This window comes from Clostridium sp. AF37-5 (assembly GCF_003477605.1).
Taxonomy (GTDB): domain Bacteria; phylum Bacillota; class Clostridia; order Lachnospirales; family Lachnospiraceae; genus Eubacterium_F.
In genome coordinates, this window is the sequence record NZ_QUDR01000006.1 from 129331 (window position 1) to 153018 (window position 23688).

A 23688-nucleotide genomic window follows, 5' to 3' on the forward strand; every position below is an offset into this window, starting at 1 on the left:
ATATATATGAATATTATTAATGAGTTGGAAAACATATCAGGTGTGATTTCGTATGACCAAAGTTTTAATATGGCAATGAAATGTTCGCAACTACTTGAATCAAGTGAACTAGGGGAAGTGAAATTTGGGAGAGAAGTAATAATATGGGTTTTAAATCGATATGAAGATTTACCTTCTGAGACGAAGCCTATATGGAATGATCTTATAGAATCAGCGGGTTTTTATCCATATATCAATAATATGAGTAAAGAATCTGATTTGTCAAATGAGTCTCTAGCTTATAAGACGAGAATTGCATCGTTCGAATCAGATTATTTGGATAAATCTCTTCATGTGGAACAAAAGGTTATTTCTAAAAGACTCTTTTCAGGGAAAAATCTGGTTGTAAGTGCACCTACAAGCTTTGGAAAGAGCTTACTGATTGAAGAGATTGTAGCATCTAGAAAGTATAAAAATATTGTTATTATACAACCTACATTAGCTTTATTAGATGAGACAAGAATAAAATTAAAAAAGTATAGTGATTTTTATAAAATAATAGTTCGAACAGCACAGACGGTTTCAGATACTGATAAAGGAAATCTGTTTTTATTGACCGCAGAAAGGGTTATGGAGTATGGCGAATTACCAGAAATTGATTTCTTAATTATAGATGAATTTTATAAATTAAGCTTGCGCCGAGCTGATGATAGAGCAGATGTTTTAAATAATGCATTTTTGAAAGTATTTAATATGGGTAGACCGCAGTTTTACTTATTGGGACCTAATATTGGTGGAATCACACCAGGATTCGAGGAACGCTATAATGCTGAATTCTACAAGACCGATTTTTCGATGGTTGCCAATAAGAAAATAGATTTTTCAAATATTTATGATGATTCATTATCACAGAAAAAACTAGATAGTGAAAAACTACCTGATTTATTTGTGCTTTTAGATTCTTTACAAGACGAACAGACTATAATCTATTGTGCATCCCCTTCGAGAGCAAGGAAACTATCAAGAGAATACTTATTACATGTTAAAAGCATGGATGCGATTCCTTGTGATTCGGTTGAAGAAAAGCTTCCGTTATGTGAATGGATTGAAAACAATGTATCTTCGGATTGGAGTCTTAAAGAAGCTTTGGTATACGGTATTGCAATACATGACGGTTCTTTACAGAAGCATATTAGTAACTCAATTATTAACTATTTCAATAATAAGAGGCTACATTATATTTTCTGCACATCTACGATAATAGAAGGCGTAAATACTAGTGCAAAAAATGTGGTTATTTATGATGGGAAAAAAGGACCTAATGATATTGATTATTTCGACTATAGTAACATCTGTGGACGCTCTGGAAGGATGATGGAACACTACATAGGTAATGTATATTCATTTGTTCGGCAACCTGAAAAGAAGGAGTTTATAGTTGATTTTCCATTTGTTGAACAGGATAAGGATGTTTTGACAGATGAGATATTGATAAATATTGAAAAAAAAGACGTTAAGGTACAGGTGAAGGATCGTTATGAGGTATTAAACAGTTATCCAGACGATTTGAAAAAGATATTGAAGATAAATGGAACGAATATCAATGGTCAAATGGCAATTTATTATGCTTTAGAAAAAGATATTGATAATAAGCGCGAACTAATTACGTGGTCTCAAATGCCTAGTTTTGATGCAATGGTGTATGTTTTAAGCTTGGCTGAACATAATATTTTTGAATTTGACAAACATGGTGTTATGTCAGTAAGACATTTAGTAATGCTGTTAAATACTTATCGTAATAAAAAAACAATAATGGCGTTGGTTAATAATAAAAAAAAGCATATGCTTCAGCAAAGGAAGAAAGCACCAACAGAAGAGCAGCTAATGGCAATAAATGACAATGCGATTGAAACAGCGTTTCATGTGCATAGGCAGTGGTTTCAGTTTAAGGTACCTAAGGCATTTAGGGTTGTAGATAGTCTTCAAAGATATGTATGCGAGAAGCATGGGATAAAGCCAGGTTCATACAGTTATTTTGTTCAGCAGTTAGAAAATGATTTTGTGCCTGAGGGATTGTCTATTTTAACAGAGTATGGGATACCTAATACTACAATAATAAAGATGGCAGAGATTATTCCGCGTGATATGTCTGAAGACGATGTTATAGAGTACATAAAGAAAAATAGAGCAGAGGTGTATAGCATTCTTTCACTATATGAAATAGAAAGATTGGCAGAAGAATTGTAGCAGGAATGGAGCTGAGCTGGCTCTTTCGCGAAAAATGAGAGGTATTGATAGACAAAAAAATATAATGCGGCTGAAGTGTTGTCGGATGAGTTGCTCAGTCAAGGGAGACAGTAACATGGCAAAGATATTGTGCTGCAAGGAGAATAAAGCACTTTGCCATACTATTGTGAGATATACAGATGGACTATTTTTTGACGCGTGCATGAATGAAAATCATGGAAACATTAAGTGCCGCAAAAACATCGAAAAAGAAGGGAAAGGAAATCGATATGTAGAATTAATGAGAGGTCATGTACCGTTAATGGATGCAGCAACCGCATCCAGAAAGGTATTTCGGAATGCGTTTATAAGATAAAGAAAAACTGAGTTTGGAAGGATTGGTCTGTGACAAATGTTCGCTGCCGGTTCCTTTGTATTCCAGTAATTCCGTAGAAAAACTTTGTGACGAGTGGGTTTTGAGTACGTCGGTATGAGGCACTGGTGGTTTCAGTGCCCATACCGCTACGCACTCAATTAGTGGGAACGCCCACGAGACGCAAAATTTTTCTACGGAATTACGGAAAACAAAAAAGTGCCAACGAACACTTGACACAAACAATTTTGCGAAAGAAGTTGAAGTGCGGCGTGTTTTCATGTATAATATTAACGCATGTGCTTTTTGATGCAAATAATCGGTGCCGCGAAGGCGGGACATTAAGGAGGAATGGCTATGGTAACAGCCGTTGTAGGAGCAAACTGGGGAGACGAAGGAAAAGGAAAGATTACGGATATGCTCGGTGAAGAGTCCGATATTATCGTACGCTTTCAAGGAGGCAGTAATGCAGGTCATACTATTGTAAATGATTATGGTAAATTTGCCCTTCATATTCTGCCGTCCGGCGTTTTTTATAACCATACGACAAGTGTTATCGGAAATGGTGTTGCGCTGAATATTCCGGATTTATTTAAGGAAATTCAGGGAATTGTTGATCGTGGTGTACCGATGCCGAAGATTAAAGTTTCGGACCGCGCCCAGATTGTGATGCCATATCATATTTTGTTTGACCAGTATGAGGAAGAGCGTCTGGCTGGAAAATCATTTGGTTCGACAAAATCCGGTATTGCGCCATTCTATTCTGATAAATATGCAAAAGTCGGAATTCAGGTTTCCGAACTTTTTGATGAAGAACTTCTACGTGAGAAGTTAGAGCGCATTTGTGTTCAGAAAAATGTTATTTTAGAGCATTTGTATCACAAACCGACATTGAATGTTGACGAATTGATGGATACACTGCGCGAGTACCGCAAGATGGTTGAGCCATATGTATGTGATGTGTCTGCCTTCCTTTTTGAGGCAAGAGAGCAGGGCAAGAGAATTTTGTTAGAAGGACAGCTTGGTTCCTTGAAAGACCCTGACCATGGTATTTATCCGATGGTTACATCTTCTTCTACACTCGCAGGCTATGGTGCAGTGGGAGCAGGACTTCCACCATATGAGATTAAGAGAATTGTTACGGTTGTTAAGGCATATTCAAGTGCTGTTGGAGCCGGTGAATTTGTCAGTGAAATTTTTGGGGAAGAGGCAGATGAATTAAGACGCCGCGGTGGTGACGGCGGTGAGTACGGTGCTACGACAGGCCGCCCAAGACGTATGGGATGGTTTGATGCGGTAGCAAGCCGTTACGGATGCCGGATTCAGGGTGCGACAGAGGTTGCACTTACTGTGCTTGACGTACTTGGTTATCTGGATGAACTTCCGGTATGTGTTGGCTATGAAATCGATGGTAAAGTAACAAAAGATTTCCCAACAACAGCTTCTTTGAAAAAGGCAAAACCGGTATATGAAGTGCTTCCGGGCTGGAAGACAGATATCCGCGGCATTACGGAATACGATAAACTTCCGGAAAACTGCCGTAAGTACATCGAGTTTATTGAAAAAGAATTAGGTGTTCCGGTTAAATTGGTTTCCAATGGACCGGGAAGACATGAGATTATTCATCGATAAAAGTTAGAAGAAACTCTTTGCGTCTCGTGGTTCTACGTTCCACTCCGGTCCGCGCAGGTCAGAGGTTCCCCGAACCTCTTGCGCCGCTTTCGCTAGTTGAGTACGTAGCGGTATGGGCACTGAAAACACCAGTGCCACATACCGACGTACTCAAAACCCACGAGTCACAAAGGGTTTCTTCTGATTTACGGGAAAACTAAAAGATTAGAAGCAAATGCATGAAACGGTGGTTACTTGGATTTTTTGCATCTGGGAGGAAAAGAAAAAGATTGTATCACGGGTGCTTGACTTTTTTGGCTCAAACATTACGTTTTTATTCCTATGTGGTGAGTGTGCTACAAATACGAAAATATCAGATAGACGTCTTTTGTCTATCGATATTTTCGTATTTGTTAAGTGGGAGCGGCACACGAAGCGCATAGGAATAAAAACGTAATGTAGAACCTAAAATAGCCTCAAGCCAACCGTTAATACAATCTTTTTATAATCCCAGCAAAACATCAAGCAACGCATCATTCTGCTCCGGCATCATAAAGCAGAGTCTGATATATTTATTATTCAGAAACGGAAACGTAGAGCAGTCCCGTATCATCAGATTTTTGCGTATGCAGGCGTCAAATGCGTCCTCCGAAGTAAATTTATCGGTCGTAATTTTTACGAGTACAAAATTAGCGTGTGCATGATAAACCTTAAAGTTCGGACTCTTATCAAGGCGTGCACAGATTCGTGCTCGTTCCGAAGAAATTAACTCTCTCGTTTTTTTGATATAATCCTCATCTTGAAACATGATTTCTCCGGCGATTGCAGCCAATGAGTTAATCGTCCAAGGATTCTTTTTCTGATTGATTTCATTGAGCAAATCACGGTTTCCGCAAATGGCATAGCCAAGTCTGAGTCCCGGTGCTGCAAAGAATTTTGAAATACCGCGCAAAATGACAATGTTATTGTAGTATTCGGTAAGTGGAATCGCGGTTACTTCATCTGGTTCCTCGGCAAATTCCACATAAGTTTCATCGACAAGCACGGTGATCGATTTGCGTTTGCAGTAATCCAGAATTTCACGCATCTGCTGGCGTTTGATGACAGATGACGTTGGGTTGTTTGGATTACACAAAATCAGCAAATCGACATTGGCGGAAAGTTCCTCGGTGAGTGCTTTTGTGTCCAGTTCAAATTCGCTGGCTTCCGTGAGGCTGAAGTAATGGGAGCGTCCGCCGCCCATTGCGACTTCCCGCTCGTATTCGGAATAGGTCGGGCCGACAATCAGTGCCTTCATCGGGTGTGTAATCTGGATAAAGAGCGAAATTAATTCTGTCGAACCATTCCCGACAACAATATTTTTATAGTTTGTGTGTACATAGTCTGCAATACATTTGCGCAGAGATGTGTATTCACGGTCCGGGTAGGTCGTGATAGCGTCAATGTGATTCGTTAAAGTTTCTTTTAAACGAAACGAAACACCAAGTGGATTTACATTCGCAGAAAAACTTATAATGTCTTCTTTTTTTATTCCATAGACGGCCTCGATTTTCTCTAAATCGCTTCCGTGAAAATGTTCTTTTGGTTTTAGTGCCATTTGAGTCACTCCTCTCTTTCGTCCTCTCCTTATTATAGACATACTGCATGAACTTAGCAATACAAAAATAGATTGATTCTTACTATTCACAGAATGCATAAAAAATGGTATACTATAGAATTGAGGTTAGGAGGTTATCAATGAGAGAAAAGATTTTGTCATTGGCAAAAGGAAATTTCATATATGAAACGCCAAAACTTTGTTTATCAATTGAAAAATTGGTGTTTGAGGTAACAGCGGGAACACATGGGACGGCAAGCTTTCTTTTGGAAAATTCTTTCGGCACAAGAGTGAAAGGATTTGGCACTGTCGAGGAGATGTGCATTGATTTCCTGCCTTTTTTTGATGGGACAAAGAATGAACTGACGGTTGATGTGGATGCCGGCGAATTAAATCCGGGGGAAAAACTAAAAGGAAATCTAGATTTAATTACTGACTGCGGCGAAGAAAAGCTGCCGTATGAGATTACAATTGTGTCTCCTGTGCTTTGGGATGAAGAAGGAGAGATTCGGGATTATCCGACCTTAAAGAAGCGGATTGAGAAAAATCCGGAACATGGCGTTGATTTATTTTTGGCACCGGAGTTTCGGGATGCCTTTTTATATCGGGATGAGAGCGGGCGCATTTTATACGACTGTCTGTTAAAGAAAAATACAAAACTTCAAAGCTTGGAAGAATTTCTGGTGGCGATGAAGAAAAAGAAAGCCATCCGCTTTGAAACAGAGCATCCATCCGGCAGAGAACTGGTATATGAATTAGATGGAACAGACAAAGCCGATGCAATTTCGATTCGTGTGAATACATGGGGACATGCGGGGATTCATGTCCGCACAACGGCAGATTTTATTGAAGTGCAGACGCATGTTCTGTGGACGGATGAATTTGTGGATGGACGAGACGTTTTGGAATTTACGATTTGTGCAGATAAAGTACCGGCCGGCAGACGCCACGGTGATTTGATTTTGCAGACGCCGTATGAGAAAAAAGTAATACATATTACGGCGCATAACCGAATTGGCGAAAAAGAGCGAAAGATTCAAAGAGCCAGAAAAAAAGCGATTGCCATGGCAATTCGTATGTTTTTATCATATCAGGAGAAGCGGGTTACGAGAGAGGCATTCGGAAAGTTCCTTAAAAAGAATCGTGAAATTCTCGAAAAAATCAGTGGCACATATGAGCAGGCGGTGCGCGGATATATTGCCGTGATTCTGCGCGAGAAGGAAAATATTCTTTCCTTTTTCCAGGAGACGGAAAATTTAAAAATGCCGCCGCTAGGGGAATCGTTGGAAGAGGTAGAAAATTATATCTTGATTCAATTTATTAAGATTATGGATTCTGAGCGCAAAGAGGACCGCATCGGACTGGCAAATCTGATTTCTTCGTATGCGGAAAACGGATATCAGAGTGATTTACTGACTTACCTTTTAACGCAGGTGGACGAGCGTTACCGCTTTGGGCATTTGCTAGAGAAAGATTTGCGCGCGCAGTTGGAGAGTGGCAGCAACAGCCCGCTTTTATATTCGGCGATGATGCTTGCTTACCGCGAGGATTCCACCCTGATTTCCAGTCTGGATGACGTGACAATTAACGCAGTAAACTATGGGTTAAAACGTGATTTAACTACGAAAGAAGTATCTCTTGCCGTTAGTTTTCTTGGAGAACGTCTGCCACACTTTGATGCCAGAGTGTTTTCCATTTTACAAAAACTGTATGAGTTCTTTGTCATGACCGATACGCTCCATGGCATCTGTGGAATGCTCATCCGAAATGAAATCCGCGATGCAAAATATTTCTCGTGGTTTGAAAAAGGTGTCAACAAGCATTTGCGGCTGACGGATTTGTATGAATATTATATGTATACGATAGATACGGAGAAAGTTCGGACGCTTCCGGATGCGGTCTTATCGTATTTTCAATATGAGAACCATTTGAATGACAGATGCAAAGCGTTTCTGTACGCCTATCTGGTGAAGCACGCCGGTGAGAGACCGGAAGTTTTAGAGGCTTATGGCGAGCAGATTCATAAATTTGTAGAGAGAAATCTTACGCACCATCGGATTACAGAGGACTTGGCGGTGCTCTATGAGGCGTGCGTAACAGAAGAAACGCTGACAAAAGAAATGGCGGATGACCTTTCTGAAGTGATGTTTTCACATCGGATTACCTGCGGCAATGACCGGATGGACGGTGTGGCGGTTGTGCATCGCGAGACGAAAGAACAAACTTATTATTCCTTTGAAAATGGACAAGCGGTAGTTTCACTTTATACCCCGAACACGCAGTTGTTTTTTGTGGATGAGAGAGGGCTTTACTATTCGGGTACGGTTGATTACCGGATGGAAAAAATGCTTTCGATGGAAAACTTAGCGCCTGTGTGTTATGAACTTGGCGCAAAAAATCCAAAGCTGATTACGCACTTGGCATATAAGGCAGAGCGTTCTGCAAAAATGACGGATGTGCAGGCGGTGGTGTTACAGGATGCACTGCAAATGGATTGTTTACGGCGGAAAATGCGGGAGAAAATCCTGCTCTGTTTATATGATTATTATCACCGCGAGGGCATGGCAGAGCCATTGTTTTCGCTGATTGAGCAGTTTAATCCGATTACACTTAAGAGGGAACGGATTGCGGATGTGGCGGCGGACTGCATTGCACAAGGAAAATACGAAAAAGCACAGGTTATGCTGCTGCGCTATGGTGTGCCGGAATGTGATAAGAATGCATTTTCCACGCTCGTAGAGGCGCTTGTGAAGGAACATAAGGACGAGTCAGAGCCAATGCTCGTGAAATGGGCGCTTTATTTGTATCATCAGGGCTGTGCCGGAAAGGATGCAATGAAATATCTGCGCCGCTATTATACCGGAGATTTAATTACTTTTACTTCTCTTTACGAAAAGTGCCGGAAAATGCCGGAAGTCGGGGCGGATGAAGATATTACGGAGCGTCTTTTGGCACAGGTTTTGTTTGTCGGTGCCAGTCAGGAGCCGTATGAGCCGATTTATCTGGAATATATGGAATCGGGTGAAAACCGGATGTTAGTGAAGGCGTTTTTGTCGCAGCTCGCTTATGATTATGTCGTGGAGCGGCAGGAGTTGTCGGAACCAATGTTTGTTAAAATTGAAAAAGAAGCGATGTATGAAAAAGATGCGGTTATGGTTTTGGCTGTTTTGCGCCATTACCGGTTAGAGGAGCATTTTGCCAGCAAGCAAAAAGAATTTGTGGAAATGAATCTGGAAAAATTTGCGAGCGAGGGAACTGTTTTCGCCTTTATGAAAGATTATATTGGCAAGGTGAATGTTCCGTTTGAAATTGAAAATACCGTGATTATCCAGTATTATAGCGGCGCACCGGGAGAAATTCTCCTTTGTGAGACAGACCGTGGCGGCAAAGTGAAAAAAACAATGCCGATGCGGCAGGTTTTTTCGGGTGTTTATGTGTATGAAATGCTGTTGTTTGACGGCGAAGAAAAATATTGTTACATTGAGGAGCAGACAACGGGAGAGAGAACGGAAGTGATGTGCGCCCGCCGCACAGAGCAGGCGAAAGGCGCGCTGGGATTTTTCCATATGCTTAACGATATGATTGCAGCAAAGAATACCGGTGATATGGAGTTGTATGGCAGTCTGCGCAGACGTTATGAAAAAGACCGCTTTGCGGCTAAGAAATTATTTACGCTTCAGTAAAGAAAAGGGAAGGAAAACGGAGAGAGCACATGAGTGAACGAACACTGCTGCTTGGGTTTGACCTGGGCGAAGAAAAATCACAGATGGCTGTCTATGACAGAGAAAAGAATATACCGGTGCTTATCGGACAAACGGAAGAAAATCCGGAAGGGCTGATTCCGACCGAGATTGCACTTTCGGGCGAAAAGCCTTTGCGGGATTTTCTTGTGCGGATTCGCAGACAGGAAGATGTGGTTGTTGACGGCAAAATTTCAAAACCTCTGAATATGCTGTCTTACTTTTTTCGGAAAACACTTTCCCTTACGAGAAAAGATTATCCTGGCGAAACGATTAAGCAGCTCGTTGTTACGGTAAAGGATGCGGATAGAGAATATGTGGAACTCATTTATGCGGCACTTGAACAACTTGGAATTGGCAGGGAGCGTGCGATGGTGATTAGCCACAAGCAGGCATTTCCGTATTATGTGCTAAACCAAAAGAAAGAACTGTGGATGAATGATGTCGGCTTATTTGATTATGAGGGAAATACGTTGACATATTATCAGATGCAGGTAGATAGAAGCAAAAGTCCGATTTTGGTTGGTGTTTCCGAACGCGATTATTCGGGGGCGGTTTCTCTACCGGAGGAAAATAAAGAGCACAAGGCGGCCGTTTTTGAAAATGTTGTGTATGGTGCGATTCACAAAAAACTTTTGTCAACGCTTTACATGGCCGGAGAGGGCTTCGAAGGCGGATGGGCAGATTCGCTGTTCCGTAAATTGTGTGTGGGCAGAAGGCTTTTCAAAGGAAGAAATCTGTATGTGAGCGGTGCCTGTCTGATGGCGCGTGAGATGGCAGAAGAAAAGCGGTTAGGAGATTATCTTCTGTTAGATGAGCAGATGGTGACTTCGCAGGTTGCGGTGAACTTATATGCGGAGGCTAAGCAGCAGAAGGTAGTTCTTGCAGAGGCAGGAGTTCCCTGGTATTTAGTCGATGAAGAATTGGAACTGATTCCTTCGGGTGAGACCGAGCTTGCTTTGCAGACAAAAAATGTATTAACCCAAAAAGAAAAGCAGTTTATGATAGAACTTGACCCACTTACCGGACGGCTTGACAGGCGCTGCCGGCTGATGTTACGCATTCGTTTTGAGTCACCGAGCCAATGCATTGTGACAATAAAGGATGAAGGATTCGGAGAGCTGTTTCCAACGTCAAACCGGATTTGGGAAAAACAGGTAGAACTGTAAAAGAGAAAGGAGAGGAAAAAATGATTCTTGCCAAAGGGAAAATAGCCAAAAAGCCATATGAATTATCGTATTTAGGGCAAAATATTTATTCCATCGAAGAATTGTGCTATGTCATTTACCACAATATTTACGGCATAAACGAGGAATTTTTTCAGATCTCTCTGGCAAAATGGATGAAGGAAGAACTGGGATTAAAAGAGTTAGCAGAGAAATTAGAGGCAATGATTGTGGGAGAGCATGGGCTGAAAGATTTGGTTGTTACGACACTTTGCGGCTGTGATTACTACAACGAAGAAGAAATCCGCGGGATTGTTAAGGTATTAGATGAGATTGACCATTTGCCGTCTTATCAGAAAAAGAAGATTAAGGCGGACAATTATGTGCGCACCGGACATTACGGAAAGGCAGTGATGGCTTACCGGAAACTTTTGCAGGGACCGGATGCGATTTCGTTTACACCGGAAGAGTATGGAGATATTTTACATAATGAGGGAATTGCTCATTTTTACACGTCTTCGTTTTTGGAGGCGGGGGAGGATTTCCGCGAAGCCTATATTCGGAACAATAAAAGAGAATCGTTGCAGCATTATTTGTGGATTTTGCTGATGGAAGAAAAAGATAAAACGTTTGAGGAAGAGAGTTTGTCGTTTGGCTTAAAACCGTCGGAAATTGAGCAGATACGGTTAAAGTATCAGGAAGTGCTTGCCGGTTTTTATGTGCCGGAAGAAACGGAATCGATGATGGATGATTACAAGGAGCAGCTGCGAAGGGCATTTGCTTACTAGGCAGGAGGTGACATGGTGAAGGAGAAAAAGGATACGAAGGAACTGTTAAATGAACTGGAACAGGAAATGGTTCGTGTTGAAAAAGAAAAAGTGGATTTGCGCAATGACAAGGAGCGCATTGCTTATTTGGAGCACCTCTGCGAGAACATTAAAGAGGCCAAAAAGCAGTGTGAAGATATTAAGTTTGAATATGGACAGGTAACATCGTATTTAAAGGACATTCAGCTTATTGACCGCGCACCAAAAGAGGAGCAGGAAAAACTTCTGGCTGCGGCAAAGCAGATTGTAGAGTTGACGAAAGAGCGCAAAAAGAGCCAGAAGCAGGAATACAAATTTACGGAAGCCCAGCGCCGTGCCATGGATAATTATGAGGACGTGGTGGAAGATGATATTAAAAAATTAACGGAATACGAAGAATACCAGATGAAAATCAAACAGGATTTGCGTCAGCTTTCCGGTGAGAAAAATCTTTTGCTTGCGGATAAACAGGATATCATTCACAGGCAGGGGATGTTAAAGGTACTTGGAAAATGCCTGACAGCACTTTTGATTGCAACCTTTGCAATGCTTGCGGTTTTGATGGCATGCTTTAAGGTGAATATTAATGTTGCGTTTGTCGTGGCGGTTTTTGTGACGTTTGTATTTGCGGCTATTATTTTGAATGAAGCCAGAAAAAACCGGATTGATATGGTGATTACGGAGAAGAAAGGCAACCGTGCCATTTTTCTTTTGAACCGTGTCAAAATTAAATATGTAAATAATGTCCGCACACTGGATTATATGTATCATAAATATCAGGTGCGCAACGCGGCTGAGCTTTCTTTTGTCCGCACGCAGTATGTCCGTGCCAAGAGAGAATGGGAAAGACAGCGTGAGAGCAGTATCCGGATTCATGAGGCGAATCAGGTGGTTTTGCAGGAACTTCGGAAGTTAGAGGTTAAGGACTGTGATATTTGGTTAGGTCAGGTGGAAGCGTTAGTCGAGCCAAAGGAAATGGTTGAGGTAAGGCATGATTTGAATGTGCGCAGACAGAAACTGCGTGAACAGATGGATTATAACACCGGCATTATGGAACAGTGTCTGGATGAAATTGATAAAATCCGGAGTAAGAAACCGGAGTATGCAGTTGAAGTGGAACGAATTTTAGGAGGAATGTAACATGAAACCGGATATTGATTATACGTTGTATTTATGCACCGATCGAAATATTATGACAACGGAGACCATCGAGGAATCGGTCGAATTGGCAATTAAGGGCGGCGTGAGTGTTGTCCAGCTGAGGGAAAAGGAGTGTTCTTCGAGAGAATTTTATGAGATGGCAAAGGCCGTAAAGACGATTACCGATGCGTATGAAGTGCCGCTTTTGATTAATGACCGCATAGATATTGCTTTGGCAGTAGGCGCGGATGGCGTTCATTTGGGACAAAGTGATTTGCCGCTTGATGCAGCCAGAAATCTCTTAGGTGCTGATAAAATTGTAGGGGCGACAGCCAATACCGTGGAACTTGCGCAAAAAGCATGGCGTGAAGGTGCCGATTATCTTGGCGTTGGGGATGTGTTTGGCACGACCACAAAAGCGGATACCCGTCATATTACATTAGAAGAATTAAAAGAAATTAAAGAGTCCGTACCAATACCAATTGTTGCCATTGGCGGGGTAAATGAAGATAATATTGCTCTTTTGCGTGAAACCGGTGTGGACGGTGCAGCCGTTATCTCTGCCATTGTCGGACGAAAAGATATTACGGCCGCAGCAGAAGAACTTATTTCAAATTTTCGAGGAGCATAACCGGCACCCGTAAATTTCCTTCGCCGGTTCCGATGTCCAAATCCGGTTTGTTTGCACCATGGTAATCGGTGCCGCCGGTGATGAAAAGACCATAGTCGTTTGCCAATTTCCGCACAAAAGCTTCGTCGTTTCCGCGGTTTCTCGAATACATTGCCTCGATTCCGCGAAGACCGTAGCCGCATAACTCATCCAGTAAATGATGAAGTTCGGTCACGGACATTTTATATAACAGGGGATGAGCAAGAACTGGAAGTCCTCCTGCATTTTTAATTAATTCAATTCCCTTTTTGGGTGTCAGATAGTGCCGTTTTACAAAATAAGGACCATCGGCTGCAAGAATCTTTTTAAATGCTGAGTCAATGCTTGGAATTGCTCCTTTTTCCAATAAAAAGCGGGCAAAATGTGCACGGGTGAGTATTGTGTTTCCAAATCGCTCGATTAAGGAATCATAATCAATCGGATACCCGGCTTTTTGCAGATTTTCACACATTTTCTTATTGCGGTCGTCACGCTCTTTTGCGACAGCTTCTAATGTATCAAGAAGTTCTTTTTGTTTCCAGTCAATATTGTAGCCAAGAATATGAATTTCTTTGGAACGTGTCGGTGTAATCTGATACTCACAGGATAATTCGACGCCCGGGATAACCTGCAGATGCTTATCTTTTGCAGCCGCTAATGCCCGGTCAACGCCGCCAACTGTATCGTGGTCGGTTAAGGCAAAAGCAACCAGTCCCTGCGCTGATGCTTTGTCTACCAGCTCCTCCGGAGTGCAGGTGCCGTCTGAAAAAAGTGAGTGAACATGTAAATCAATATATTTCATAATTGCCTCCTGATGTAGTGTTCATGTATGTTTTGAAAGACAGCCCTTTCCTGCGTGGACGCATAAGGAACGCCTTTCAAGACATACATGGATGTCAACAAATTGCTTCGCAGCAAGCTGCTCCCGCAATTTGGTCAAACATTCGGAATCCGCAGATTTGCACAGCAAATCGCTCCTTCCTCATGTTTGGGCGGGTTTCAAAGTCCAGTGTACCACAGTTCTATTTTTTTGAAAAGTATCATATTGTAAGAAAAGAGAGTACACGGTAATGCCGGCGGGGGTTCGCCGGGAACGGAGGGGTTATGAAAAAATCGAGTGTGTTGACATTGACAAAAGGTGTTGTTTTTTCCTATCTGATATCTGGTATCTGCCTGCTGATTCTGGCATTTTTATTGTTTCAGTTTGAACTGCCGGAAGGCGTGCTGCGGGGTGGCATTATTTTCTCGTATGTGTTTTCCTGTTTCCTTGGCGGCATGGTAGTGAGCGGAAAGCAGGAAGGAAAAAAATATTTGTGGGGGCTCTTAGCAGGAATCTTGTACTATGTCATTTTAGTTGCCGTTTCCATGATACTGAACCGGGAAGCATTCACAAGAATCCCGGGCGTTTTCCCTGCATTATTTCTCTGCGCATTCGGTGGCATGTTAGGAGGCATGACACAGGCAGGCAGAAAGTAAATCTTGTAGAACTAGAGCGTTACGTGGTCTCAATGCAACGTAAATCGGTTTGAATGTAAAAAAGCGTTGCATGTTTTGGAGAAAAATCTTAATTATTTCTTCCGGGAGCAACGCTTTGCGTAAAATCAGATAAAAAGAGTTGTATTTGCAGCGCAATTTCTGATGCAATAACCTTAAATTCAGCAAAAAATGCAACTCTTTACCACAAATACCGGAAAAAGAGTTGTCTGAGAAGCTTTTTACATCACTCACACAGTCCAAGAACGAAACTTCAGGAGCAAGCAGAGCGGGATAATTGTTGTTAATCTTTTTAAGATTATAGTAATTTAACAAAAAGTTTTACGAAGAGTGGGTTTTGAGTACGTCAGTAGGGGCACTGGTAGTTTCAGTGCCCCTACTGTTACGCACTCAACGAGCGGAAGCGCCCACGAAGCGTAAAACCTTTTGCTAAATTACGGAAAATTAAAAAAATCACCCTACAATTATCTTGCACAACACAAAAACCTATGCTACAATAAGAGTTACGAAAACGAAACGATGGATTTAAATGGAGGCAATCATGAAAAGAATTAAAACTTTGACAACAAAGAATTTAAAAGAAACATTGAAAAAAGGTGGATGCGGAGAATGTCAGACATCCTGCCAGTCAGCTTGTAAAACATCCTGTACAGTAGGAAACCAGAGCTGCGAAAACAAATAAGTAAGGAAACTGTTTGAATAAACGGTGATTATGAGCAATGGAGGGCTGACCGAAGGAGACTTCGGTCTAGTCCTCATTGCACGTTATAGCGTCACCGTTACAGAATGAGAGGTCAAGGATGATACATCAGTATAAGAATAATGGATATAATATTGTGTTAGATGTAAACAGCGGTTCCATTCATGTTGTGGATGACGTTGTTTATGACGTGCTTTCTCTGATGGATGAAGAAAATGCAGATCGCTATGGAGAAGCCGAATTTTCACGTATTGCCGATGTTATTTTGAAGAATGATTATAAAGAAGAAGTTACGAAAGAGGATTTAAAAGACGTCTTTTCTGACTTGCAGGAATTAGAGGAGAACGGAACACTTTTCACAAAAGATGTTTACAAAGAAGGCGTCATTGATTTCAAAAAGAGACAGACGGTAGTAAAAGCACTCTGCCTGCATATTGCCCATGACTGCAACTTAGCATGCCGTTACTGTTTTGCCGGTGAAGGAGAATATCAGGGCGACCGTTCTCTTATGAGTTATGAAGTAGGAAAAAAAGCATTGGACTTTTTGGTGGAAAATTCCGGCAGCAGAAGAAATCTTGAAGTGGATTTCTTTGGCGGAGAGCCGCTTTTAAACTTTGATGTTGTAAAAAAATTAGTAGCTTACGGCAGAGAAATTGAAAAAGAAAAAGACAAGCATTTCCGTTTCACCTTAACGACAAACGGTGTTTTGTTAAACGATGACATCATTGAATTTGCAAATCAAGAAATGGACAACATTGTCTTAAGTATTGATGGACGTAAAGAAGTGCATAACCACATGCGCCCGTTCAAAAACGGAACCGGAAGTTATGACTTTATTATAGATAAATTCAAAAAAGTAGCAGAATCGAGAAACCAGCAGAAATATTATGTGCGTGGAACATTTACCCATAATAATCTGGATTTTGTTGAAGATGTGCTGCATTTGGCAGATGAAGGCTTTGAACAGATTTCGGTTGAGCCGGTTGTGGCAGATCCGAAAGAGCCGTATGCCATCCAGCCGGAAGATATTCCTCAAATTTGTGAGGGCTATGACATTCTTGCAAAAGAGATGCTTGCCCGCAAAAAACAGGGAAAAGGATTTAATTTCTTCCATTACATGATTGACTTGAGCGGCGGTCCATGTGTTTACAAACGTTTGTCCGGATGTGGTTCCGGAACAGAATATTTAGCGGTTACACCGTGGGGCGATTTGTATCCTTGTCATCAGTTCGTGGGTGAAGAACAATTTTGCTTGGGAAATGTAGATGACGGTGTTGTAAATACGGATATGCGCGATACATTTAAATTGTGTAATGTATATGCAAAAGAGGAGTGTAGGAACTGCTTTGCCAAATTCTATTGCAGCGGCGGCTGTGCGGCAAATGCTTATCACTGCCACGGTGACATTAACAAACCGTATGAAACCGGCTGTGAATTGCAGCGCAAACGTGTGGAATGTGCGATTATGCTCAAGGCAGCAGAAGCCTATGATGAGGAAAATTAGGGCAGCATAACCTTCGTCGTTTCAAAAAGATGGAAATTTTGCAAAAAAAAACTTTGAAATATTTGGAAATACGTTTATAATATGTATAGATAATGGGAATGCTATACAGGTATACAGGAGATAGTGAAAGGAGATTAGTAAAGTGGCTTTTGATATTGGAATTGATTTGGGTACCGCCAGCATATTGGTATATGTAAAAGGAAAAGGCGTTGTATTAAAAGAGCCTAGTGTTGTTGCTTTTGACCGTGACACAAACCGGATTAAAGCAATTGGAGAAGAGGCGCGTCTGATGTTAGGACGTACGCCGGGAAACATTGTAGCAGTTCGTCCTCTTCGTCAGGGTGTTATTTCTGATTACACCGTAACGGAGAAGATGTTAAAATATTTCATTCAGAAAGCGGTTGGCAAACAGAGATTTCGTAAACCGCTTATTAGTATCTGTGTGCCAAGCCAGGTAACAGAGGTTGAGAGAAAAGCTGTAGAAGATGCTGCTTTTCAGGCAGGTGCACGCGATGTAAAGATCATTGAGGAGCCGATTGCAGCTGCAATTGGAGCCGGTATTGATATTGCTCGTCCTTGTGGAAATATGATTGTAGATATCGGTGGTGGTACATCGGATATTGCGGTAATCAGTTTGGGAGGTACTGTTGTCAGTGCTTCGATTAAGATTGCCGGAGATGATTTCGATGATGCGATTGTCCGTTATATGAGAAAGAAACACAACCTGCTGATTGGTGAGAGAACCGCTGAGGATATAAAGATTCGCATTGGTTCTGCTTATCCACGGCCGGAAAGTGTGACAGTAGATGTCCGCGGACGTAACTTGGTGACCGGTCTGCCAAAGACCATTACCGTTACTTCTGAGGAAACAGAAGAAGCATTAAAAGATACAACTTCACAGATTGTAGAAGCAGTACATAGTGTACTGGAAAAAACACCGCCGGAATTGGCAGCCGATATCGCAGACCGCGGAATCGTACTCACTGGTGGCGGAAGTTTGTTGTATGGATTAGAAGAATTGATTGAATCCAAAACAGGAATTACAACGATGACGGCAGAAGATCCGATGACAGCAGTTGCAATTGGTACCGGTCGTTATGTGGAATTTTTAAGTGGAGAAGTGACTATAGGGGATGCTAATTAAGTTTTCCGGTTACAGGTCACAAAAAGAACAGGAGGTATGATATGTTCCGAGGTCTTTATACAGCGTGGACCGGTATGGCAAATGAACAGAAAAGACTGGATGTTATTTCCAATAATATGGCGAACTCAAATACGGTTGGCTATAAAGATGAAAAAGTTGCCAGTCAGGCATTTGACCAGGTGCTTGGAATTAAGATTCGAGACGGCTCACAGGCATATCACAATGAGTGTATTGGAAGTTTAAGCCTTGGCGTAAAAATCGGAGAAACTTATACCGATTATTCGCAGGGTTCGGTCAGACAGACCGGTGGTACATATGATTTGGCATTGAGTGGCAGTGGATTCTTTACAGTGAGTGTAACGGACAAGGCAGGAGAGGTTCATACGCGTTACACAAGAGACGGAAGGTTTCATCTGACGAAAGACGGCCTGCTGGTAGATGCTGATGGAAATGCCGTCCAGGGACAAAATGGAAATATTACCATCGACCCTTCGTCGAAAAACGTATCAATTTCGGCGACCGGACAGATTATGGCAGACGGCGAACTTGTAGATACTCTTAATATTGTTGATTTTGAGGACTACGATTATTTGAAAAAATACGGAGATACTATGTATGAACCAGTGGACGGAGCCACGACCAAAGATGCAGAAGGAGAAATTTTGCAAGGTTATACCGAACAGTCAAATGTTAATGTTGTGCGCGAAATGGTCGATATGATTACTATAACCCGTGCCTATGAAGCGGGTCAGAAAGTGATTCGTTCATACGATTCGATGTTAGACAAATCGGTTAATCAGGTAGGAGCACTTAAGTAATAGTTTATTTGGAGGTGGCAGCCGATGATGCGTTCTTTATGGACTGCAGCCAGTGGAATGATTGGCGAGCAGAGCAATCTTGACGTGATTGCAAACAATTTATCAAATATTAATACAACCGGATACAAGACTCAGAAAGCAAATTTTAAATCACTGATTTATCAGAATTTGCAGGCAAAGTCAACGACAACGACCGGAGAACCAAAGCCGGTAGGAGCACAGGTTGGACTTGGTGTCCGTGTTGGCTCAATTTCTTCTGATTTTACACAGGGAGCCTTAAATGCTTCAAATGGCGCGTTTGATTACGCCATTCAGGGCGAGGGATTTTTCCGTGTACAGTTAGCAGACGGAAGTATTGCTTATACGAGAAATGGTCATTTTAATATGTCCATTCAGGGCGACAGCATTGCCCTGACAGACAGTGAGGGAAATCCGGTACTCGATGTAAACGGAAATGCAATTACTGTTCCGAATACATACCGTTCCAGTAAAATTGGCGTTGACCAGTTTGGTAACTTGACTTATCCGGATGCGAATAACAACCAGCGGAATATCGGAATTCAGATTGGTCTGGCATATTTTCCAAATGCCGGTGGACTTGAGAAAACATCAAACTCGAATTATCTGCAGTCGGAAGCGTCAGGAGCACCTACGGTTTACACGGCAACAGAATTAAATTCGAAAATTGTATCTGGCTACTTGGAGAGCTCAAACGTACAGGCAGCCGATGAAATGGTAAATATGATTATTGCCCAGCGTGCTTACGAAATGAATTCAAAAGCAATCACAGCATCGGATGAGATGCTTCAGCAGGCAAATAATTTACGTTCATGATAAGTAAGGCGAGGTGAGACATATGGCAGTATCTTCAATTGGTGATACTTATTTCACAAATTATTCGACCGAGGCAAACGATGCAGTGTCGCAGAAAATGACAAGCCAGATTCAGGATGCCGAAACGGATGAAGAAATGTTAGATGCGTGCAAGCAGTTTGAATCGTATCTGGTGCAGCAGATGTTTAAATCCATGGAAGAATCTGCAAAAGTATTTTCGGATGATGACGAGGATAACAGCAATGACTACGTTAATATGTTTCAGGACAATTATTTATCTGCCATCGCTGACCAGATGGTAAACAGCGGTCAGGGACTTGGCATCGCAGACAAACTTTACGAATCAATGGTGAACAACAAAGTATAATGCGAAAATCAAAGAAAGAATAAGCCTTTGACGAAAAGAAACACAGTCAAGGGCTTTTTACATATTTAGGAGGCACTCATGGAGGAAAGAAGAGGGTATGTGTCACACATCGTCTATCGCAACGTGGAAAATGGGTACACGGTATTTGAATTGGAAAATCCCGATGAAGATGTGGAGGAAACCTGCGTCGGAAATGTTCCATTTCTAAACGAGGGAGAATATGTATGTGTGAGAGGAGAACTTGTTACGCACCCGATTTATCAGGAGCAGTTGAAGGTGATGTCCTGTGAGGTGCAGGAACCGGATGATGAACTGGCGATGCTCAGATATCTTTCGTCCGGTGCGATTGCCGGTGTGCGTGGCGGACTGGCAAAGCGGATTGTGGATAAATTCGGGGATAAAACCTTTGAAATCATAGAAAAAGAGCCGGAGCGGCTTGCGGAGGTCAAAGGAATTACGGAAAAGAAAGCACGTGCAATTTCCGAGCAGTTTGAGGAAAAAAGAGAAATGCGCGGAGCCATGCTTTTCTTACAGGAGTATGGCATTTCAAATGCGCTTGCCGTAAAAATTTATCAGACCTATGGCAGCGCACTTTATGAAATTGTCCGTGAAAATCCGTATCGGATGGCAGAAGATATCAGCGGTGTCGGATTCCGAATTGCGGATGAAATTGCAAGAAAAAGCGGCTTTGCGATGGACTCTGCACCGAGAATCCGTGCAGGTATTTTGTATGTGTTAAATGCGGGAACCAAAGAGGGCTATGTCTACATGCCGGAAAAACTGCTTTTACAGGAGGCGGTTTACCAGCTTGGTGTGTCGATGGATCAGCTGATGGATTCTTTAGAAGAATTGGTATATGATAAATCCGTGATTGTGACTGAGGAGCGGGATGTTTACCTGCCGTCCTTATATTATTCGGAAATGAACTGTGCCAGAATGTTATTTGACCTAAATGTGCCGGTGGAGCGTCCGACGAAGGCTTTGGATGAACTAATCTCGCGTGTTGAAAAAAGTCAGGAAATTGTACTCGATGACCAGCAGAAAATCGCGGTGCGAGAAGCTCTCACCAGTGGATTTTTAGTAATTACCGGTGGACCTGGTACCGGTAAAACAACGACGATTAATACATTGATTGAGTGTCTTATGGAAAAAGGGTTGTCGATTTTGCTTGCGGCCCCAACCGGACGTGCCGCTAAGCGAATGGCAGAGGCAACCGGTCAGGAGGCACAGACCATTCACCGTCTGTTAGAGTATAATGGAGCGGCGGCAGAACAGGAAAATGTGAGCGAGGAACGCTCGGATTTATTTGGCAGAAATGAGTGGAATCCGCTTGAAACCGACGTCGTAATTATTGATGAGATGTCGATGGTAGATATTTTCCTGTTCCATAATTTATTGAAAGCGATTGCTGTTGGAACCCGTCTGATTTTGGTGGGCGATGTAAACCAGCTTCCGAGTGTGGGACCGGGAAATGTGCTGCGGGATGTAATTAATTCTCACTGCTTTAATGTTGTGAGGCTGTCTCATATTTTCCGTCAGGCAGCGGAAAGTGATATTATTGTAAATGCCCACCGCATCCATCGCGGAGAAGAGATTGCGCTGGATAATCAGAGTAAAGATTTCTTTTGCTTAAAACGGGATGACAGCCATGGTGTGCTTGAAGTGATGCTCTGGCTTGTCCGAGACCGGATGCCAAAATATACGCATTGCACGCCGTTTGATGTGCAGGTCTTGACCCCGATGAAAAAGGGAGAACTGGGAGTTCACCGATGTAACGAAGTTTTGCAGCGGTATTTGAATCCGGAAGCACCAGGGAAAAATCAAATGGAACTTCACGGTGTTTTATTCCGTGAAGGTGACAAAGTCATGCAGATGAAAAACAATTACCAGATTAAATGGGAAATCCGCGGGTACAATCATATGATGATTGAAGAGGGGAGTGGCGTGTTTAATGGCGACTGCGGAATCATTACCGAAATTGATACATTCAATAAAGAGGTGACGGTGCGTTTTGATGATGAAAAATATGTCACTTATCCGCAGGGAAATCTGGATGAACTGGAACTGGCGTATGCCATTACCATACATAAGTCGCAGGGAAGCGAGTATCCGGCAGTTGTGTTGCCTATTTTATCGGGACCACGGCCGTTAATGAATCGAAACATTTTGTATACAGCGGTTACACGTGGCAAAAAGTGTGTGACGATTGTCGGAAACAAGGATACTGTGCGTGAAATGATACAAAATAAATCCGAGCAGATGCGCTATTCTTCGCTGTGCCGCCGTCTGCAGGAATTGGAGCAGGAGTCATTGGAAAAGTAGTAAAAAAAGGATGCAAAATGAGGAAAAATTTGCTATGATAGAAGAAGGGGAGGAGTGCCTTTGAATCCATTTGGATTTTTATTTCCACCGGCTTGTCCGATTTGTGGAACAGGATTGAAAAAGACAGAGAAAAAGGTTTGTTTATCCTGCCGCAGAAAATTATCGGAAGCGCGTGTAACAGAACCTGCCTGTGCCCGGTGCGGAAAGCCGTTAGAGGAGATTGAGACGGAGTACTGCGTAGACTGCGAAAAGAAACGCCGGGGAAAGTATGACTTTCTACGTCAAGGGACAGCGTTGTGGGTTTATACGGATTCGCTCAAGGAAGCAATGGCGTCATTCAAATACGAAGGCTGTTATGAAAATGCAGCATTTTTCGCGGAAGAATTTATTCGATTCCGCAAAGAAAAACTGCTGGCATGGAAGCCGGATTTTCTGATTCCTGTTCCGCTGCACAGACACAGAAGGTGGTTTCGCGGTTATAATCAGGCAGAGATTCTTGCGGAGGAAATCGGGAAGCGGTTACATCTTCCGGTAGAAACCGATGTCTTGTGTCGAAGTCTCGATACGAGTCCGCAAAAGCAGCTGGATGATAAGGCGAGATACCGGAATATGTCAAGTGCTTTCTATGTTCCGGAGAGTGCCGGTTATAAGTTAAATGGCAAGCGGGTTGTATTAATTGATGATATTTATACAACCGGTTCAACGTTAGAAGCGTGCGCCGGAGAATTAAAAAAAGCCGGTGTTAGTGAAATATATTCTGCCTGCCTTTGCATTGGTAGAGATTATTAGAGGAGGAAGGTACAATGGAAATTGTTTCTTGTAAAGAATGTGGAAAATTATTTAATTTTATACGTGGGCAGCGAGTCTGTCCGGCGTGCTCCCGTAAATTAGAGGACAAGTTTATGGAAGTAAAGAAATATGTCAGAGAGCATCCCAATGTAGATGTAAAGGAATTGTCGGAGGAAATGGATGTTTCTATCCGTCAGATTAACCGCTGGGTGCGTGAGGAGAGACTGGTATTTTCGGATGATTCACCGGTCGGACTTCCTTGCGAGAGCTGTGGCGTAACAATTAAGACCGGACGTTTCTGTGATAAATGTAAAGCAGAGTTAGCGACCGGATTCCGCCATGCGGCAGGACAGGATAAAAGACCGGCACCGCAGCCGGCACCAAGAAAAAGCGCCGCGGATAGCCGTATGCGCTTTTTAGATAACTAAT

20 protein-coding genes are annotated in these 23688 nt (G+C 42.3%); 18 read left to right on the plus strand and 2 right to left on the minus strand.

Annotation, left to right across the window (positions count from 1 at the left end; genetic code table 11):
* Nucleotides 1-6 precede the first annotated feature (6 nt).
* The 3 genes from DW019_RS05915 (at nucleotide 7) to DW019_RS05925 (ending at nucleotide 4210) form a co-directional block, all read left to right on the plus strand.
* A complete protein-coding gene (locus DW019_RS05915) occupies nucleotides 7-2226 on the plus strand; it encodes a helicase-related protein (protein ID WP_118442804.1) in 2220 nt (739 codons plus the stop codon).
* A gap of 115 nt (nucleotides 2227-2341) precedes the next feature.
* Nucleotides 2342-2581 carry a hypothetical protein gene (locus DW019_RS05920; RefSeq protein WP_118442805.1) on the plus strand — a complete coding sequence of 80 codons (240 nt, stop codon included), beginning with the start codon at nucleotides 2342-2344 and terminating at the stop codon, nucleotides 2579-2581.
* Between the two features lie 354 nt (nucleotides 2582-2935).
* Nucleotides 2936-4210, plus strand: a complete 1275-nt coding sequence (locus tag DW019_RS05925; protein ID WP_117478654.1) for an adenylosuccinate synthase — start codon at nucleotides 2936-2938, stop codon at nucleotides 4208-4210.
* Between the two features lie 481 nt (nucleotides 4211-4691).
* Here the strand turns inward: DW019_RS05925 and DW019_RS05930 are convergent, their stop codons facing one another.
* A complete protein-coding gene (locus tag DW019_RS05930) occupies nucleotides 4692-5786 on the minus strand; it encodes a histidinol-phosphate transaminase (protein ID WP_118442806.1) in 1095 nt (364 codons plus the stop codon).
* A 140-nt stretch (nucleotides 5787-5926) separates the two neighbouring features.
* Here DW019_RS05930 and DW019_RS05935 point away from each other — a divergent pair, with 140 nt between their 5' ends.
* The 5 genes from DW019_RS05935 to thiE are packed head-to-tail and all read left to right on the plus strand — an operon-like array spanning nucleotide 5927 to nucleotide 13269.
* Nucleotides 5927-9469, plus strand: coding sequence for a DUF5717 family protein (locus DW019_RS05935; RefSeq protein ID WP_118442807.1), 3543 nt, complete (start codon nucleotides 5927-5929; stop codon nucleotides 9467-9469).
* 29 nt (nucleotides 9470-9498) lie between these two features.
* A complete protein-coding gene (locus DW019_RS05940) occupies nucleotides 9499-10695 on the plus strand; it encodes a DUF5716 family protein (RefSeq protein WP_118442808.1) in 1197 nt (398 codons plus the stop codon).
* Nucleotides 10696-10715: 20 nt separating this feature from the next.
* On the plus strand, nucleotides 10716-11480 hold the full coding sequence (locus tag DW019_RS05945) for a hypothetical protein (protein WP_022376372.1): 765 nt from the start codon (nucleotides 10716-10718) through the stop codon (nucleotides 11478-11480).
* Between the two features lie 12 nt (nucleotides 11481-11492).
* Complete coding sequence (locus DW019_RS05950) at nucleotides 11493-12638, plus strand: hypothetical protein (protein ID WP_118442809.1); 1146 nt, start codon at nucleotides 11493-11495, stop codon at nucleotides 12636-12638.
* A gap of 1 nt (nucleotide 12639) precedes the next feature.
* A complete protein-coding gene (thiE, locus tag DW019_RS05955) occupies nucleotides 12640-13269 on the plus strand; it encodes a thiamine phosphate synthase (RefSeq protein ID WP_118442810.1) in 630 nt (209 codons plus the stop codon).
* Here thiE and DW019_RS05960 read toward each other — a convergent pair.
* A complete protein-coding gene (locus DW019_RS05960) occupies nucleotides 13244-14089 on the minus strand; it encodes a PHP domain-containing protein (RefSeq protein WP_022376375.1) in 846 nt (281 codons plus the stop codon). The genes thiE and DW019_RS05960 overlap by 26 nt on opposite strands.
* A 302-nt stretch (nucleotides 14090-14391) precedes the next feature.
* Here DW019_RS05960 and DW019_RS05965 point away from each other — a divergent pair, with 302 nt between their 5' ends.
* From DW019_RS05965 to DW019_RS06010, 10 genes are all read left to right on the plus strand, one after another.
* Nucleotides 14392-14763: a TIGR04086 family membrane protein gene (locus DW019_RS05965; protein WP_022376376.1), complete on the plus strand. Its 372-nt coding sequence runs from the start codon at nucleotides 14392-14394 to the stop codon at nucleotides 14761-14763.
* 559 nt (nucleotides 14764-15322) lie between these two features.
* Entirely contained in the window at nucleotides 15323-15463 is a 141-nt protein-coding gene (gene scfA / locus DW019_RS05970) for a six-cysteine ranthipeptide SCIFF (protein ID WP_022376377.1), read from the plus strand.
* Nucleotides 15464-15581: 118 nt separating this feature from the next.
* A complete protein-coding gene (gene scfB / locus DW019_RS05975) occupies nucleotides 15582-16985 on the plus strand; it encodes a thioether cross-link-forming SCIFF peptide maturase (RefSeq protein WP_118442811.1) in 1404 nt (467 codons plus the stop codon).
* Between the two features lie 142 nt (nucleotides 16986-17127).
* On the plus strand, nucleotides 17128-18129 hold the full coding sequence (locus DW019_RS05980; protein ID WP_022376379.1) for a rod shape-determining protein: 1002 nt from the start codon (nucleotides 17128-17130) through the stop codon (nucleotides 18127-18129).
* Nucleotides 18130-18170: 41 nt separating this feature from the next.
* The gene (flgF, locus tag DW019_RS05985; RefSeq protein WP_118442812.1) at nucleotides 18171-18947 is read left to right on the plus strand and encodes a flagellar basal-body rod protein FlgF; all 777 of its coding nucleotides are present in this window, start codon (nucleotides 18171-18173) and stop codon (nucleotides 18945-18947) included.
* A gap of 24 nt (nucleotides 18948-18971) precedes the next feature.
* A complete protein-coding gene (locus DW019_RS05990) occupies nucleotides 18972-19781 on the plus strand; it encodes a flagellar hook-basal body protein (protein ID WP_118442813.1) in 810 nt (269 codons plus the stop codon).
* A gap of 22 nt (nucleotides 19782-19803) precedes the next feature.
* Nucleotides 19804-20148: a rod-binding protein gene (locus tag DW019_RS05995; RefSeq protein ID WP_022376382.1), complete on the plus strand. Its 345-nt coding sequence runs from the start codon at nucleotides 19804-19806 to the stop codon at nucleotides 20146-20148.
* Between the two features lie 78 nt (nucleotides 20149-20226).
* Nucleotides 20227-22470: an ATP-dependent RecD-like DNA helicase gene (locus tag DW019_RS06000; protein ID WP_118442814.1), complete on the plus strand. Its 2244-nt coding sequence runs from the start codon at nucleotides 20227-20229 to the stop codon at nucleotides 22468-22470.
* Nucleotides 22471-22530: 60 nt separating this feature from the next.
* On the plus strand, nucleotides 22531-23259 hold the full coding sequence (locus DW019_RS06005) for a ComF family protein (RefSeq protein ID WP_118442815.1): 729 nt from the start codon (nucleotides 22531-22533) through the stop codon (nucleotides 23257-23259).
* Nucleotides 23260-23273: 14 nt separating this feature from the next.
* Complete coding sequence (locus DW019_RS06010) at nucleotides 23274-23687, plus strand: flagellar protein (protein WP_117478644.1); 414 nt, start codon at nucleotides 23274-23276, stop codon at nucleotides 23685-23687.
* Nucleotide 23688 lies beyond the last annotated feature (1 nt).

Excerpts from the sequence above, each read along its gene's own strand:
- DW019_RS05915 (WP_118442804.1), top strand. The coding sequence starts at position 7 with ATGAATATTATTAATGAGTTGGAAAACATATCAGGTGTGATTTCGTAT.
- DW019_RS05920 (WP_118442805.1), top strand. The coding sequence starts at position 2,342 with ATGGCAAAGATATTGTGCTGCAAGGAGAATAAAGCACTTTGCCATACT.
- DW019_RS05925 (WP_117478654.1), top strand. The coding sequence starts at position 2,936 with ATGGTAACAGCCGTTGTAGGAGCAAACTGGGGAGACGAAGGAAAAGGA.
- DW019_RS05930 (WP_118442806.1), bottom strand. The coding sequence starts at position 5,786 with ATGGCACTAAAACCAAAAGAACATTTTCACGGAAGCGATTTAGAGAAA.
- DW019_RS05935 (WP_118442807.1), top strand. The coding sequence starts at position 5,927 with ATGAGAGAAAAGATTTTGTCATTGGCAAAAGGAAATTTCATATATGAA.
- DW019_RS05940 (WP_118442808.1), top strand. The coding sequence starts at position 9,499 with ATGAGTGAACGAACACTGCTGCTTGGGTTTGACCTGGGCGAAGAAAAA.
- DW019_RS05945 (WP_022376372.1), top strand. The coding sequence starts at position 10,716 with ATGATTCTTGCCAAAGGGAAAATAGCCAAAAAGCCATATGAATTATCG.
- DW019_RS05950 (WP_118442809.1), top strand. The coding sequence starts at position 11,493 with ATGGTGAAGGAGAAAAAGGATACGAAGGAACTGTTAAATGAACTGGAA.
- thiE (WP_118442810.1), top strand. The coding sequence starts at position 12,640 with ATGAAACCGGATATTGATTATACGTTGTATTTATGCACCGATCGAAAT.
- DW019_RS05960 (WP_022376375.1), bottom strand. The coding sequence starts at position 14,089 with ATGAAATATATTGATTTACATGTTCACTCACTTTTTTCAGACGGCACC.
- DW019_RS05965 (WP_022376376.1), top strand. The coding sequence starts at position 14,392 with ATGAAAAAATCGAGTGTGTTGACATTGACAAAAGGTGTTGTTTTTTCC.
- scfA (WP_022376377.1), top strand. The coding sequence starts at position 15,323 with ATGAAAAGAATTAAAACTTTGACAACAAAGAATTTAAAAGAAACATTG.
- scfB (WP_118442811.1), top strand. The coding sequence starts at position 15,582 with ATGATACATCAGTATAAGAATAATGGATATAATATTGTGTTAGATGTA.
- flgF (WP_118442812.1), top strand. The coding sequence starts at position 18,171 with ATGTTCCGAGGTCTTTATACAGCGTGGACCGGTATGGCAAATGAACAG.
- DW019_RS05990 (WP_118442813.1), top strand. The coding sequence starts at position 18,972 with ATGATGCGTTCTTTATGGACTGCAGCCAGTGGAATGATTGGCGAGCAG.
- DW019_RS05995 (WP_022376382.1), top strand. The coding sequence starts at position 19,804 with ATGGCAGTATCTTCAATTGGTGATACTTATTTCACAAATTATTCGACC.
- DW019_RS06000 (WP_118442814.1), top strand. The coding sequence starts at position 20,227 with ATGGAGGAAAGAAGAGGGTATGTGTCACACATCGTCTATCGCAACGTG.
- DW019_RS06010 (WP_117478644.1), top strand. The coding sequence starts at position 23,274 with ATGGAAATTGTTTCTTGTAAAGAATGTGGAAAATTATTTAATTTTATA.